Source organism: Tunturiibacter gelidiferens, from assembly GCF_051013345.1.
Taxonomy (GTDB): Bacteria; Acidobacteriota; Terriglobia; order Terriglobales; family Acidobacteriaceae; genus Edaphobacter; species Edaphobacter gelidiferens_A.
In genome coordinates, this window is sequence record NZ_CP132939.1 from 3542689 (window position 1) to 3557058 (window position 14370).

12 protein-coding genes are annotated in these 14370 nt (G+C 54.3%); 1 reads left to right on the plus strand and 11 read right to left on the minus strand.

Annotation, left to right across the window (positions count from 1 at the left end; genetic code table 11):
* Position 1: 1 nt before the first annotated feature.
* From RBB80_RS17785 to RBB80_RS17810, 6 genes are all read right to left on the minus strand, one after another.
* Complete coding sequence (locus tag RBB80_RS17785; RefSeq protein ID WP_433963820.1) at positions 2 to 1243, minus strand: DUF5009 domain-containing protein; 1242 nt, start codon at positions 1241 to 1243, stop codon at positions 2 to 4.
* A complete protein-coding gene (locus RBB80_RS17790; RefSeq protein WP_433963821.1) occupies positions 1240 to 1629 on the minus strand; it encodes a glycosyl hydrolase family 18 protein in 390 nt (129 codons plus the stop codon). The genes RBB80_RS17785 and RBB80_RS17790 overlap by 4 nt, the downstream gene beginning before the upstream one ends.
* Before the next feature lie 10 nt (positions 1630 to 1639).
* Positions 1640 to 2431 (minus strand): glycoside hydrolase family 18 protein, encoded by a 792-nt coding sequence (locus tag RBB80_RS17795; RefSeq protein ID WP_433963822.1) that lies wholly within the window; start codon positions 2429 to 2431, stop codon positions 1640 to 1642.
* A gap of 141 nt (positions 2432 to 2572) precedes the next feature.
* Positions 2573 to 3670, minus strand: a complete 1098-nt coding sequence (locus tag RBB80_RS17800; protein WP_433963823.1) for a hypothetical protein — start codon at positions 3668 to 3670, stop codon at positions 2573 to 2575.
* A gap of 68 nt (positions 3671 to 3738) precedes the next feature.
* Positions 3739 to 5820 (minus strand): carboxypeptidase regulatory-like domain-containing protein, encoded by a 2082-nt coding sequence (locus tag RBB80_RS17805; protein ID WP_433963824.1) that lies wholly within the window; start codon positions 5818 to 5820, stop codon positions 3739 to 3741.
* A 518-nt stretch (positions 5821 to 6338) separates the two neighbouring features.
* Positions 6339 to 7115: a GntR family transcriptional regulator gene (locus tag RBB80_RS17810; RefSeq protein WP_433963825.1), complete on the minus strand. Its 777-nt coding sequence runs from the start codon at positions 7113 to 7115 to the stop codon at positions 6339 to 6341.
* A gap of 373 nt (positions 7116 to 7488) precedes the next feature.
* Here RBB80_RS17810 and RBB80_RS17815 point away from each other — a divergent pair, with 373 nt between their 5' ends.
* On the plus strand, positions 7489 to 9261 hold the full coding sequence (locus tag RBB80_RS17815) for a glycoside hydrolase family 9 protein (protein ID WP_433963826.1): 1773 nt from the start codon (positions 7489 to 7491) through the stop codon (positions 9259 to 9261).
* A gap of 63 nt (positions 9262 to 9324) precedes the next feature.
* Here the strand turns inward: RBB80_RS17815 and RBB80_RS17820 are convergent, their stop codons facing one another.
* The 5 genes from RBB80_RS17820 to RBB80_RS17840 are packed head-to-tail and all read right to left on the minus strand — an operon-like array spanning position 9325 to position 14365.
* Positions 9325 to 11397 (minus strand): FUSC family protein, encoded by a 2073-nt coding sequence (locus RBB80_RS17820; RefSeq protein WP_433963827.1) that lies wholly within the window; start codon positions 11395 to 11397, stop codon positions 9325 to 9327.
* A 3-nt stretch (positions 11398 to 11400) separates the two neighbouring features.
* A complete protein-coding gene (locus RBB80_RS17825) occupies positions 11401 to 12063 on the minus strand; it encodes an efflux RND transporter periplasmic adaptor subunit (protein ID WP_433963828.1) in 663 nt (220 codons plus the stop codon).
* The gene (locus tag RBB80_RS17830) at positions 12060 to 12599 is read right to left on the minus strand and encodes a biotin/lipoyl-binding protein (protein ID WP_433963829.1); all 540 of its coding nucleotides are present in this window, start codon (positions 12597 to 12599) and stop codon (positions 12060 to 12062) included. The genes RBB80_RS17825 and RBB80_RS17830 overlap by 4 nt, the downstream gene beginning before the upstream one ends.
* Before the next feature lie 9 nt (positions 12600 to 12608).
* Entirely contained in the window at positions 12609 to 12875 is a 267-nt protein-coding gene (locus RBB80_RS17835) for a YtcA family lipoprotein (RefSeq protein WP_433963830.1), read from the minus strand.
* A complete protein-coding gene (locus RBB80_RS17840; protein WP_433963831.1) occupies positions 12875 to 14365 on the minus strand; it encodes a TolC family protein in 1491 nt (496 codons plus the stop codon). The genes RBB80_RS17835 and RBB80_RS17840 overlap by 1 nt, the downstream gene beginning before the upstream one ends.
* Between the last annotated feature and the right edge of the window lie 5 nt (positions 14366 to 14370).

Genomic DNA, 14370 nt, shown 5'->3' on the forward strand with positions numbered 1-14370 from the left:
GTCAGATCTGGAGTCTTAGTTTCCACTTGGTCAGAAGTGCAGCTAGCGCCAGAATCAATGCTGTGAAGATCAGGCACCTTATTACGCCCGGGAAGCCTGAGTTAGCGTGTTCCGCGAAGTATGTGAAACCACACGCAGAGGCGATAAAGAAATAGAAGTCGGGGAGCAGATAGGTCAGAAGGGTATTTTCGCCGGCCGGACGCGTAAATGCGGCCCAGCGAACCGCTCGCCTGACATCGCAGATCCAGTAGAGCAGCGTGAATACCAATACGCTGCAGCCAACGCTGTAGAGACACCAGGTTGGCGTGGCGCGTATCTTTGAGATGCCCAATGGAGTAAGGAGCCATCCGCATAAGAGCGTGATGCTGGCGAATGAGATGGCCGCGACAGATTTCTGTCGAAAGGTGTTCCATCGGGGGCTGCGGTTGTCTACGAAGATGCCCGAAGTGACTACACCGGCTAAAGCGATCGAAGCCATGGCCCCGTTGCCGAAGGGCCATAGGTAGAGTGGAACGCCGTGGAGAAATAAAATCCACTTTGCCGTTGATGCGATGCAGAGGACGGTCATGGCGATGAACCACACGAGGGGTGCCCAGCGCCATCGTCGAGTTGCGATGTATAGGATTGAGACTGCGAGGTACGTGTATCCGAGCAGTCCGAGGATCTCTGGATAAGATGTGCTGATCCATGCTGCGTGTCCGTCAAGCGTCGTTCTGCGGAAGATGGCAAACATCACCACCATTAGTGCCAGACCGGAAAACCGCAGGATTCGAAATAGAGTTTGGTGGCGTTCGGAGCGGCTGTATACGTTCCAATAAAGTACGGCACCGGTAAGCGCCAGGATGGTCCACAGCATCGGATCTATCCCCATCAGCGAACGGCTTCCAAGCTCTGCGTTTGCGAGAATGAGGCCGAGGACGATTAAGGCGATCGTTCGCAGGATCACATGGAGCCAGAGAGCCGGCATGGATGGATTTTTACGAAGGCGATGTTCCAGGGCGATGGGAATTGTCATTCCGAGGATGAATAGGAAAGCTGGGAACACCATATCGACGTAGGTCATGGCGTCGACCTTTGCGAGTGCGTGATAGTTCCACCAGGGAAGACCTTTGACTGCGGCCAATTCGTTGACAAAGATCATCAGAGTCATCGTGAGTCCGCGAAAGATATCGACGGATGCGACGCGGTTGGCGCGGGTTGAACTGGTAATGCGCGTGAGCGGAAGTTCAATCGTCGAATTCACTTGGACTCCGGTGGCGTCGTGGAGTGTTGCTGCAGACCGATATTGATCGAATCAAGGAGGGTGTTGGCCGAGTCACCGGAGTACTCCCAGAACATGACGCCGGCTAGCTTGTGATCAATCACATACTCGCACTTCTTCTTTAGTGACTCCGGGTCCTCATACGATATGAAGGTCTGGGTGTCGCGATTGTAGAGATACGGGGCAGAAGCCTGCGCATCCCAATAGCGAGTGTAACCGTCACCCTGCAGGCTGGATAAAGAGTTGTACGGGAGGTAGGTATTGGGTGCTTCCTTGCCGGGCTGAAAAAGTCCGTGGCTTTGGTCGGGAACCTGAGTCCAGCTCTTTCCATAGAAGGGCACGCCGAGCACTAATTTTTTCGCGGGCACGCCAGCACTCTCATACTCGTGAATAGTGCGGTCGGCGGAGATTTTTTGGATCGGCTGGATTGATGAAGAGAGGCGCATGGTGCCCGGTGGTTTTATCCCAACTTGGAACGTAGTAGTCGTAGGACATCAGGTTGACGGTGTCCACGTATTTTTGCACCTTACCCATTTCAGTGTGTTCGAGGAATTCAGTTGAAGCACCGGTAGCGATAGAAGTCAGGAGGTGCCGATGAAGGCTCTTCTCCTCGTGATCGAATCTTGACTTCAGCTCTTTGAGAAGAAGAGTGTAGTTTTGCTTGTCTTCGGGGCGAAAGCGATGATTATCGCCAGGCATTCCGGGGTACTCCCAATCGATATCGAGGCCATCCAACTGGTATTTTTCTACGAATTTGACCGCGCTATCGATGAAGATCTTTCTGCTTTGTTCTGTAAGGGCCATGTCAGAGAAATCACCGGACCATGTCCAACCGCCAACTGAAACCAATATAGTGAGAGATGGGTTGTCGTGTTTTAGAGCATTGAGGGCCGCGAAGTTCTCAGCATCGTGCGCGAAGCCTTCTACAATTTGACCGTTTTGCAGGTTGGCAAACGCGTAGTTGATCCGCGTCAATTTTCCTGCTGTTATTTCTCCGGGTGCAATGATCCTGTCTTTTGGAAAAATGTATGCAATGACCTCTTTTTTATGTGTGAGGGGCGTTGCAGCTTGTGAAGGGACGGGGCTGTGCATAGCTAGAATGAGGATACCCAACGCCAACGAGAGTGGGCGACCCATTATGAGCTCGAAAAAACTGTAGTGATTTTTCATGGATTGTTATCACAGCTCGCCAGACGAGATATGCCTTGTGGTCTCGAGATGTCCTTGCAGTAAGAGAGTCTCTGATTAGACATCCAAAAGGAAGGACGGCGAAATTGTCTTCGCCGTCCTTAGGAAATAGTCGCCTGGAGGTTAGAAGACTACCTTCAGTGCGAGTTGGATGTTACGAGGTTCGTTGACTGCGGAGGTGATCTGCCCGAACGAGTTGCCGGGGGTGGCATTGTTGCTCGGCGGAGAGAGGGAGACCATGTTGAAGGCGTTCAGGAAGTCGCTGCGGAACTCCAGATGGCTTCCTTCAGTGATTGCGAAGTCTTTCGAGAGAGACAGATCAACCTGCTGATAACTTGGGGCACGTTCTGATCCAACAGAGGCGTTGCCGAACCGAAACGCGCTCTCTGCGCTATAACCACAGAGACCATTGTCAGTATCGTTGGCACAAGGCTGGGCCGAAGGATCGGTTCCAAACCAGCTATGAGACGTTCGTCCAACTACCTTCATCGGACGAAGGTGATTAGCGCGTGAGGCCCTTGCATTGACCGTGGTTGAGTAAAGGGCGTTTGAGTTCACCGTGATTGGGAAGCCGGTATGGAAGCTCATAATGGTGCTGAACTTCCAGCCTCCGATGGCTTCGTCCGCAAAGCGGTTGATACCGCTTCCAAACTGACGTCCGCGACCGAAGGGCAGCTCATAGTATCCGGAGACGGAGATGTTGTGACGTGAATCGAAGAACTCCGGACCGTAGTCGGCTCCTCCGTTGTACGCATCCTGCCAGTAGGCGCTCTGTGAGTCGCCCGCGCCACCACTGGCTCCGTAGTAGCCAAGGTTGTTGCTCAGGCCCTTGCTGTAAGTCCAGTTGGCGAGGAACTCGAGGCCGTGACTGAGGCGACGACGTCCAGTTACCTGCAGCGAGTTGTAGTTCATCACGGCTTCTGACTCTGTGAAGCTGATATTTGTAATCTGGCTGAGCGCTGGATTCAAAACTGACAGAGTCGTAATGGGGAGCGCACACGTGAGGCAGGCGCGCTGGTTGCCCTCGCGGGGATCTACCAGATGGTTACCGTTCTGCCCCAGGTATGCAACTGTTAGCGATGTAAAGCTGTCGAGCTCATACTCAGAGGTCAAGTTGAATTGCTGGATGAGAGCGGGCTTGAGATTCTTCTGCCAGGCGCGCACGTTACCCGAATACACGGAAGGGTCGGACGGTCGAAAGAATCCGCTTGTAATTGTCAATGGACCTCCGTTGGCGCAGGGAAGGCCGACGGTGCACGATGCGTCGACGAAGAATGGCGGGTTGAGCGTCAGGCGAAGATTCGCCCCGTTCCTTCGAGGAAGTTGGTGATTCCGTATCCTCCACGGAGAACGAATTTTTCGTGGAAGGTCTCCGGCGACCAGGCGAAACCTAGCCTGGGCATGAATCCTGCCCAGTAAGCGTTGTAAAGAGCGCGAGGTGCGCCATTGACACCGGCATTTGTGATTGCGCCAGTCGTGAGGTTGATGTTTGCCTGCTTGTTGTTGACTTCGGTGTAGGGCTGATCGTATTCCCAGCGGAGACCGAGGTTGACGGTAAGGTTGGGGCTGAGCTTATAGTCGTCCTGCACGAAGGCAGCGTCGCGATACTGACGCTGGCCCCAGCGACCGGTTAGAGCACCCTGTCCCTCGTTCGTAACACTGTCGTGCAGAAAGTCGTCGACCGAGCTGTTGAAGTTAAAGAAACCCAACGTTCCGTCATTGCCTGAGTAGTACCGGTTCTCCTGGTAGCGCAGGACCTGCACACCGAGCTTTATGGTTTGCTTTCCGTGCTGCCAGGTGAGGTTGTCGCCGTAGGTGTAAGCGTTCACAATGCTGTCACTGTCAATGCCGCCATAGGCGCCGTTGCCGTCCTGGCCCGATGGCGCACCGATATCGTCGACGGTGCCGGAGTTTGGCCCGTTTCCGATCACAAGGGTGCTGAAACCAGGGACGAGCTGTGTTCCCGGGATGCCGAGCTTCGCGTTGCCGGTGACTCCCCAATTTCCGGAGACATCGGTAGGTGTTTGGATATATCGGGTGCGGCCATAACCGGCGCGCGCTTCATTGACGATGCTGGAAGAAAAGACATGGGTCCAGTTCACGATGAAGCCCGTGTACGGATCGTTGTTATTGGTAGGAATATCCGTGGGCAGAGCCACTTTGGAGAAACCGGAGCGTTCCCGTCCGATTGAGAGGCGGCCTGAGAGGGTGTCGCGATTTGTTGCGCGCCAGTCGACCTTTGCGTCACCTTGATCGTTCACGGTAGCCTGACCGGAAGAGCCAATGTAGTTCACTGAAGAATTCGGAGCTGGGGTCGTGTTCGGCAAAGGGTAGATTTCGGGATGTGCGAAGAGATAGCGGGCCGCCGGACTGGTGATGTCCGTGCGGCTACGGTCGGCGGCGGTGACGACCGTACGCTGCTCGACCGTGTCGCTATGCTGGCGTGCGCCCTGATAGTCCACAAAGAAGAAGAGCTTGTCCTTGAAAATTGGGCCGCCCAAGGTGCCGCCGAATATAGCGCGATTGAGCGGCGGCCGTGATCCTGCGTTCCATGGGGATGCGTTCAGGTTTTGGTTTTCACCGAAGAAGAAGGCGTTGCCATGAAACTTATTTGTTCCGCTTTTGGTGACCATGACTACCTGGCCGCCGTTCGCGTTGCCATACTCGGCTGTGGAATTTCCGGTGATGATACGAATTTCACCCAACGCGTCAACGTTTGGGCTGTAGCCGATGTAGTTGTCGATTGCTTCGTTGATGTCGGCGCCGTCGAGCGTATAGTTGTTGCCCTGTTCACGATTGCCGTTAACGAAGAATCCGCCGTTGTAGGCGCTCCGACCGACGTTATCCAGGGCCTGCGGATTCGGTGAGATGGCTCCTGCTACCAGCAGTGTGAGCGAAGAGAAATTCCGGCTCTGCAGCGGTAGTTCCGTAGAGGCCGCCGCTGTAATCGTGTCTCCGGTCGTCGCGTTCTCGGTATTCAGGATGGGAGCCGTGTCCGTGACCACCACATTGCTGTTTGTGCCGCCGACCTTCAAGGCCACGTTCACCCTGGCTTCCTGATCGACCTCAAGCGAAAAGACACTGGTACTTTGAGGAGAAAAGCTGGTGGATTCGACGGTGATCTTGTACTGTCCGATCTGCAAGAAATGGAGAGAATAGATGCCACTCGGATTGGTCACAGTCGGAGTGGCTACACCTGTTAGGACGTTGGTAGCGGTTACCTTCGCACCCGTCACGACAGCCCCGGTTGGATCGGTCACGATACCAGTAATAGAACCGGTGATGGTCTGCGTGAACGCTGGCAGACAGGTCGCGATGACCAGCGCTAACGCTGAAAGACAACAAAAGCCGAGCTTTAGTCCTTTGTGCATTGCGTTCCTCCAAAAGTAGATTTCCGAGTGAATTGCTTGTGCCTATGCGAAGTTTCGCGGTCGGCTTGTTCTGGCCCATCATGCTTGCTGCAACAGATCAGTGCCCCACTGGAAACAGTCAGACTTCGTGAATAGTCCACACGTCGAAAACGAATTGCCCGTTCATCGCACCTGTGATCTCTTCTGAATGCGGATACTAAATCTCCCGAAAAAGCAGGAAGTTCTGTTCTGTGTAATCAAAAGAAAGACAGGATTTGTTCAAAAATTCAAATGTGCGGATGACAGATCGTATAGACAACTGTACTGAAGTGCAAGAGATTTTTTGGGCCATCCCGGAAGGGCGGAAAAAGACTTTGGAGCATATGAGACGTCTCGCCGAAATTGCAGAGCTTCTAATCCGGTGGCAGGGAACACGGACCCTCCAGATACGAGGGTTTGCCGTAATACGTGGGTAGACGACAAATCGCCGACCGGATTCGATTTGCGTAAGGAATTGTTTCGTCGCGGGCCAGGCCTACTTACTCGATCGTGGTGGTTGGGACTCGGATGGACGCGCGGTATCGGTGGCCGCAATAACGAGAACACGCCACTTCAATTGGTATCTCTGCAGTCGTCATGATGACCCGGGAGATCGACAGCATAATCGTGTTCTTCGGAATGGACAGCAAGTCCGACTCTTCGCTGGTTGCTGGCGAGGCCTCGAGTACTTCATCGGCCCAGGCAGCGCGAACGCCGTATTTGTCGCGAAGGACCTTGTAAAGGGACTCTGACGAAAAATCAGTTCGTTCGAGTCCGGGGTAGTGTTTCAAAGGAATGTGCGATTCTTCGAGTGCCAACGGAGTTCCATTCGCAATGCGCAGGCGACGGAGTTGCAGCACTGCCGAACCTTCTTCCACTCGAAGCTGGTCCGTAAGAATTCCTTTTGCTTGCAGGACGGTTTGCGCCAGGAGTCGTGAACTTGGCATCATCCCGTGTCGTTTCATGTCCTCGGTGAAACCCCTGAGGTGCATGATGTTTTTCTCCAACTTGGGACGGGTGACATAAGTGCCTCGCCCTTTTTGGCTGAGCGCGTAGCCTCGACTCTTCAGGTTATGCAGGGCCTGTCGAGCAGTCATTCGGCTTACCTGATAGGAACGCGCCAGTTCATACTCTGAGGGAAGGCAATCGCCGACGGCCAGCTCGCCCGCCTGAATCTTGTCTATCAAAGCCTGTTGAATCTGGTAGTACAACGGAACGAACCCGTTTTTATCTAACGACAGCGTGTAAGCAAAAGATTGGGCATCGGGTTTTTCCACTAGGTCTCCTGGGAAAAAGGGTTCTGTATGCAGCTTTGCTGACGAACGGAATCGGACGATCCGTGGAACTGATCCCGATCGAGAGCATTTTCCAAAGTCCCTTACACGCTGCGTTTGTCTGCCGATTCCCTCCTGGCGTGATCCTGAGTGAAACAGACGGCTGCTTTGTGCTTTTTCTGGTTTCGAGATTAGACGATGAGTATAGTCGTCCAGACAGGTTGAAGCAATGAGAGTTCTGACATCCTCAGATCGCAACACGTCCGGTTCGCATAATCTTTTATTCCGCAAATAGTTTTCGAGGATTAGAAAAATTAAACACCCAAGGATGATCGCTTTAGCGGGTTGCTTTCTCGCGGTATTCCCATTGACGGCTATGGGACAGTTAAACGTCGTAGTCGATCAGGTCGGCTATGAAACGCGGTCGCCCAAAGATGCAATTGTAGTTGGGACGGTGCGGGACCACCCGGAGAAGTTCTCGCTAGTTGATACGACAAGCGGCCAGATTGTGCTGACCGGAAGCCTGATTCCTAAAGGCCCTGTAGATTCATGGGGTGGCCGAGTATTCTGGACGGCAGACTTTTCCTTGTGGCGTGTCGTTGGCCACTACGCGGTTCAGATTCAGTCGACCGCCAGCCCGGTGCGTTCTTGCCCCTTCGATATCGATGACGATCTTCTCGAACGTAATACCCTCTCCAATGTCATCTATTACTTCAAAGGACAACGCGCCAGTGGCTTGATGGATCAGGCGGATCGTCATCTTCCCCTACCGGTGGGCCAGTCAGGCTTTGTAGATGTTCATGGAGGCTGGTATGACGCGACCGGCGATTACGGAATCCATCTTTCTCATCAAAATCTCACCTCCTACTTCAATCCTCAACAGGTGCCGCTGGTCGCGTGGACTTTGTTGAAGAGTTATCGAGTTCTTGAAGCGCGACATGACGATAATTTCAGCGAGTACTTGCGGCGAATGCTGGATGAGGGGCTCTTTGGCGCTGACTTTCTCGTACGAATCAAACGACCGGATGGCTCATTCTTCGAGAGTATAACGGCCCCCGGAAAAGATAAGCTGCCTCAGGATCGTGCGATCGGCAATCCCAACTGGCGAACGCAGATAAAGAAGAATGCCTCCGATTCGACCGAGCAGATACAAATTGCCGAGGGTCCGCACGCTTACGAGGCCAGCTTTCGTGCTGGAGGAGGCATGGCCATTGCCGCTCTAGCACTCGCGAGTACTATGCCGATAGACGGCGATCTGCCTCGCATCGAATACCTTCGTACCGCTGAGGAAGCGTTTCGATTTCTCGATGCACACAATCGCGAGTTGCTCAACGACGGGAAGGAAAACATCCTCGACGACTACTGTGCGCTGATGGCTGCTACTGAACTATATCGGGCAACGAGGCAGGAAAGGTATCGTTTGGCAGCTGATCGCCGAGCACTGAATTTGATGGAGCGTCTTACAAGTGCTGAAGGTCGCCACGACTATTGGCGAGCTGATGACGGGAGACGACCGTACTTCCACCCATCAGACGCGGGCTTACCTATCGTTAGTTTGCTTGAATATGCGCAGATTGCTTTGCCTGATGCACAGAAACATGTCCGGACCGTCGTGGAAAGGTCGTTACGTTTTGAGCTTGGTATCACGTCGGAGGTCAACAATCCATTCGGCTACGCCAGACAGCTGGTTCGTATGGGAGATGGAAAGGTCCGCAGCGCGTTTTTCTTTCCCCACGACTCCGAGGCAGCGCCGTGGTGGCAAGGCGAAGATGCTCGATTGGCCTCGCTATCGGCTGCTGCACGCATGGCAGCTCCGCTCTTCGACGCTGACCCCGTCTTTCAATCACAGCTCCAGGAATATGCCTGGAATCAGTTGCACTGGATTCTCGGACGGAATCCATTTGACAGAAGCATGCTGATGGGGAGCGGCCATGGAAATGCGCCGTATATGTTCTTTCGTTCTTATAAGTACACCAGCGCTCCAGGCTCGATCCTCAACGGTATTACTGCGGCTGCCGACGATGAAGACGGCATTGCTTTCAACGAGGGATACGCAGTGACCGGCAAGGATGAAGACTGGCGCTGGACCGAGCAGTGGCTTCCCCATGCTGCCTGGTATTTGTATGCTGTCAGCCTTCCACACTCTTGATCCAAAGGATCGTGTTTGTCGTTGACGCCTGATCCCTTCACTGTGAGGCTGGTTTCAGGAGCGTTAGGCTTCGTGGCTTAGCCTTAGCGCGAACGCCTGAAGTTCTTCGAACCGCGCGATCGTATTGCGAGAATACTCCCCGTAGCGCGGGTCATTCAGGATCGCTGGAGGGAGAAGAGCAGTCGTGGGAACCATTGTGGGGGCAGTCTTTTTCGCAACCCCTACGGCCAGCTCATCAATATACTCTGCTAGTTTTCGACGCATTTCGATCAGATCAGGTTCAGTGAGAAAATCTTTGTCTCCTTCATGGTGGAGAACTGCGAACTGATTCCAAAAGAACGTTCCTGCAGTGAGCGAGGTTCGGAGAATCATTTCACTCGAGCGGACATGGCTTTCCCGGTCTACACCGAACTCGTAATCGACCGCGTCGTTCATGGATCGAAGCGCTACGACGGTCTTGCCGACCTGATCGCGCAGGGCATCGGCTCGTTGAAACAGATCTTTGCGGTCGGGGCCAGGTTCGATAAGACGGAGGAAATTCGCAATGGTTTTGAGAACGCCTGCAAGGCTCTGACGCATGACGGTGACAGTGCGCACTGGCCAGATCTGATCGAAGACAAACCACATGACCAGAAGTGCGAGGAGTATGCCCACAAAGCGGTCGCGTGCGGGTGCGAGTACGGTGGGAGCGCTGAAATCTTCAAACGCCACAAGGTAAAACGCAAACGCCATCTGTAAGCCTACATAGTTGAATCTTGGTCCCGCGGCTGTCCAGGCTGAGATGAATGCGACGAGCCCTATGAGGATGACCAGCGAGGTGATCGAGTCCATGTGAGGAAAGAGAAGAGAGATCGCTCCGATACCAAGGATGAGACCGCCAACGATCGAACCAATGAGACGGAAGAAGAGTCTTTGTTTGATTGCGCCGCTGCTGCTCAGGCCAGTGACGACAACGGTAATCACTGAGGTCGAGATTCCCGGCCAATCCACGGCGTTGTAGACGATGTAGCAGAGAGTGGCGCAGAGGCTGATCTTGAGCCCAAACGCGATCGTGTCGCTTCTGCCGACCGCTCCTGGAATGAAAAAGGGCGCCTTGGTTACAGGCATCGCAACCAACTCTTTGTTGCCCATTTCGGCGGAGTCGGAGGGCATTGTCAGAATAGCGTGAAGAGCTGCTTCGACTCGATCCAGCAACGTCACACTGTTCTCGGGCATTAATTGCAGACGCTTTTCGAGCTTTGGAATGAAAACGGGGATCAATTCGCGACACTGTTCTGCGATCACTTCGCAGCGCCGTCTTAGCTCCGGACTATCTTTCTCAGTATTTTGCAGGCCGAAGGCAGCGGCGACATCCATGATCTGAGCGATCATCGTGACGCGCATGCGTGTCCCCGGAGGAAGGGAGCCGGTATCGAGATCTCGCTCTGCGATTTTGTTGTATAGCTCCAGCATTCCAGCGGGGCCGGCCAACGCGAGGCGAGAGACAGGAATCGCTGCGTCGGATCGCTCCTTTGGTGTTCCACCTTGAGCGTAGACCGTGAACATCTTCGCCAGAGCCTGGTATCGGATCATGCGCTGTGTTTCTAATTTCTTCACGGGGTCGCGATCGCCGAAGAGGTACTCCACCAGAACGGAAGAGCCGATCGCGACGGAAAGAGATGCAATCAGCCAGAGCGAGCCTTTGACCAATCTGTCCGCAGGCACATGCCGTTCCCAGGTCCCAATCACGGTGCAGAAGATTAGTCCCCAGGTGGATCCGAGAGTCGGAAAGTTGGTCGAGGCCACGAGTACACCGGCAACGAAGGTAACGATTGCGACGCCCAGTACGCGGGCCATCGGATCGTTATCGCTAAACTTGATTACCGCGAGCTCAACTGCAATCGCAATTACAACGGTGAGCAACGAAATCAGACCGGTCCGAAAAGAGATTGTGGGGCTGTCGCGTCCGACGAGGAAGACGAAATACATGGCGAGGGAGATAGACTGCATCTGCCAGGTCAGCATGAGGATCAGAGCGATGATGGTTGCAAGGACGATACGGAGAGAGCTGTTGAGCCGCCCCGGCGTGGGCTGTAGATCCGCCCAGAGCTTTCGCCCTAGAGACGAGATCGTACCGAAGAAAGATGTCTCCACCATCTGCTATCTCACGACCGTTACTGCGGTAGCGCCGATACGAAACAGATCCGGATCGGGATCCTTTACCCGAACACGAACAGGGAACCGCGTGGAGAGATGGACCCAGTTCAAGGTGCGGTCGATGTTGGGTAGTCCGCCGCTTACGTTTCCATCCGCTGGAAAGACGCCATATCCGATACTCTCGACCACTCCATTGAATCGTCGATCAGGGTGTCCCATCAGATACACATCAACATGCGCTCCGATGCCGATATTCTTCACCTTCGACTCGCGATAGTTTGCGACAACCCACCAGGTCCGTGTGTCTATTAGGGTGAAAAGAGGGGTGCCGGGACGCGCGTATTCGCCTACGGAGATATTCATGTTGGTCACGTAGGCGTTGAAGGGAGCGACAACACGGCAACGCTCCAGATCGAGTCGAGCGCTGTCCACCTTGGCTGCCTTTCCCGGTCGCTCCGACATCAGCGTGTCGACCGTATCGATAGTGTGAATCGCCTGACCCAGCTTCGCCTGCGACTCCGCTGCGGCAGAATCCGCCTCTTGTTGTCGCAGGATCGACTGGGCGAGTTGAGCTTGCGATTGCGCCAGCGCAGCCTGGGCTTCATCGAAGTTTCCCTGGGCGACTCGGACGGCGGTATTAGCCTGATCGATCTGCTCTACCGTCACGTACTGTTTTTTAACAGTGGCTCGATGCGGTGCAGGTCATTGGTGGCCAGCTTCAAGTGAGCCTCTGCAGCCGCTACTGATGCTTGAGATCGGGAGACGGTGGCCTTCGCCACATCAATGCTGCTGCCAGCAGTCTTGACACCGGTTCTGGAGCTATGGACGCCCGCAAGAGCGGCTTCGGCGGCGCTGTTCTGGGCTGCGATTCTTCGTTTCGCGTCGATGATCTGCTGCTCGAGTGCCTCCTGATCCGACAACGCTTGCTGCAGGGCATACTCATAGGGGCGAGGATCGATGAAGAACAGGAGGTCGCCTTTCTTCACGAACGCATTGTCTTTTACAGGAAGTTCAACCAGTCTGCCGCTTACCTCGGGAGCAATCTCGATGTAGTTCGCCCGCACGCTCGCGTCGTCGGTGCGAGGGTGAAGATCGGTTTGGAGGACGACAAGAACGAGGGCGACTACCGCGGACGCCACAACACCTATGGCAATCCTGCGGCCAATTTGTTTACGGTCAAGAGCTTCGGTTGCCTGTTCCATTTGTCCTCCTTACCGGAAAAAAATCAGCCAGAGCAGGCTTGTGAAGAGTATGACGACACTGGGGTAAAAGAGCGCGACCGGCCCAATCTCAGAGTCCAACTTGAATCGAACCAGGAAGTAACGTACGACGAACGCGAGGACCACGGCAATCGACAGACAGAGCATCCACACTGGGAAAAAGGAGCCAATAATATCAATCGACGGCGCATGGTCGCAGCCGGCGCAGAGTAGGCACAACGCTAATACGGAACCTGAACGCTTGCTTCTAATGGTCATCACTTCTGGCCATCCTGTGTATGTAGTTTCGTTGCGGGTGGTTTGGTCCTAAGCAAGTTTCCGGTCACAAACTCTAGATCAACAGCTTCCAGAAGCAGCTGAGATCGTGCCGAGACGCCGGAGAGTCGAGCCTGTGCTAACTGTCTTTCGGCTGTAACAACATCGATCAAATTTTTCACTCCATATTGATACGCTTCCAGCGAAGCGGAGTACGAAGTGTTTGCGGAGTCGAGCAGAGCAAGTGCGGCCTGCTCTTTTCTCAGCGCCGTACGAAAAGCAATAAACGCTGTCCAAACTTCCCGTGTTGCCTGATCGTGTTTCGTGGTCATTACGTCCTGTGCCTCACGTCTCTTCGATTCGGCAATGGCCACTCCGTTTTTTCGAGCTCCTCCATCGAAGATCCGCCACTCCACTCCCAACTCGGCCGACCAGGTAGTCACGTTGGCATGACCAAGCAGACCGTTGTCCGCGGTCGGCCAGATAGCGGTCTGCGCTGCAGAGCCCGATAGGACGATCTTTGGACGATACTCCGCTTTGGCCGCTCTCACCTGATCGTCAGCCGCGCGAATCTCTGCAGCCTGGGCCATCAGGTCGGGCCGATCCGACAGAGCTCGATCGATCAGCTCATTGATGGAAAGGGTAAGCGATTCGGGCAACGAGGAATCTTTCTGCGCGTCGATGGTTATATCCGGCGAAGGCTCCACGCCTATCGCTTCGGTAAGCGTTACTCGCGAGATTTTCTCGTCGCCGTCCGCAGACTCCAAATCGAATACGGCCTGCGAGGTTTCGGCGCGGGCATTGAGCACGTCAGGCAAGGTGGAGCGCCCATTTGCTAACTGATCTTCGGCCGCATCCTGAGTGGTTTGCGCGGTCTTAAGCGTCTCCTGTGCAGCCTGCAGTCGTTCCTGCGCAGTAAGCAGCTTGTAATAGTCACTAGCTACTTGAAAAGCCACTTCCTGATTCGCCTGGATGAAGTTAGCGCCGGCGGCTAGTTTTTCGGCTGTCGCGCTGTCGACGTTGGCCTCCCGTTTCCCAAAGTCAAAAAGTAGATACTGAAGCGTGACTTCGGGTTGGATCAGCGGGATCTCAACCGAAGAATAGCCGCGAGGTAACAACGACTCCGGAAACGGGACGATTGTCCGTTGGTCAGCGAATACCGCAAGTCCAGCGAGCACAGGGTAGTAAGCGCTCTTCTCTATCCCAAGCTCTTCGGCCTTTTGCTTCGCTTGCTCCCAAACGATTCGAGTGCGGGGATTATTGCGTTCCGCTATATCGATCAATTCGGGAAGTGTGTACACCCGTTTAGGATCGAGGATTGCAACTTTTCCCGACGGAACGGCATGCGCAGCACATTCTGATGCCGAGCGAGGCGTCGACGCAGTTCCCGCACACTGCGTAAGCCCGCTTTGTGGTGTCCAGAAACCCACAAAGAAAAACATCAACGCCAGCCTGAAACTGGATTTAGAAAGAAGGTGTGTCGTGTCTTTCATCTGAG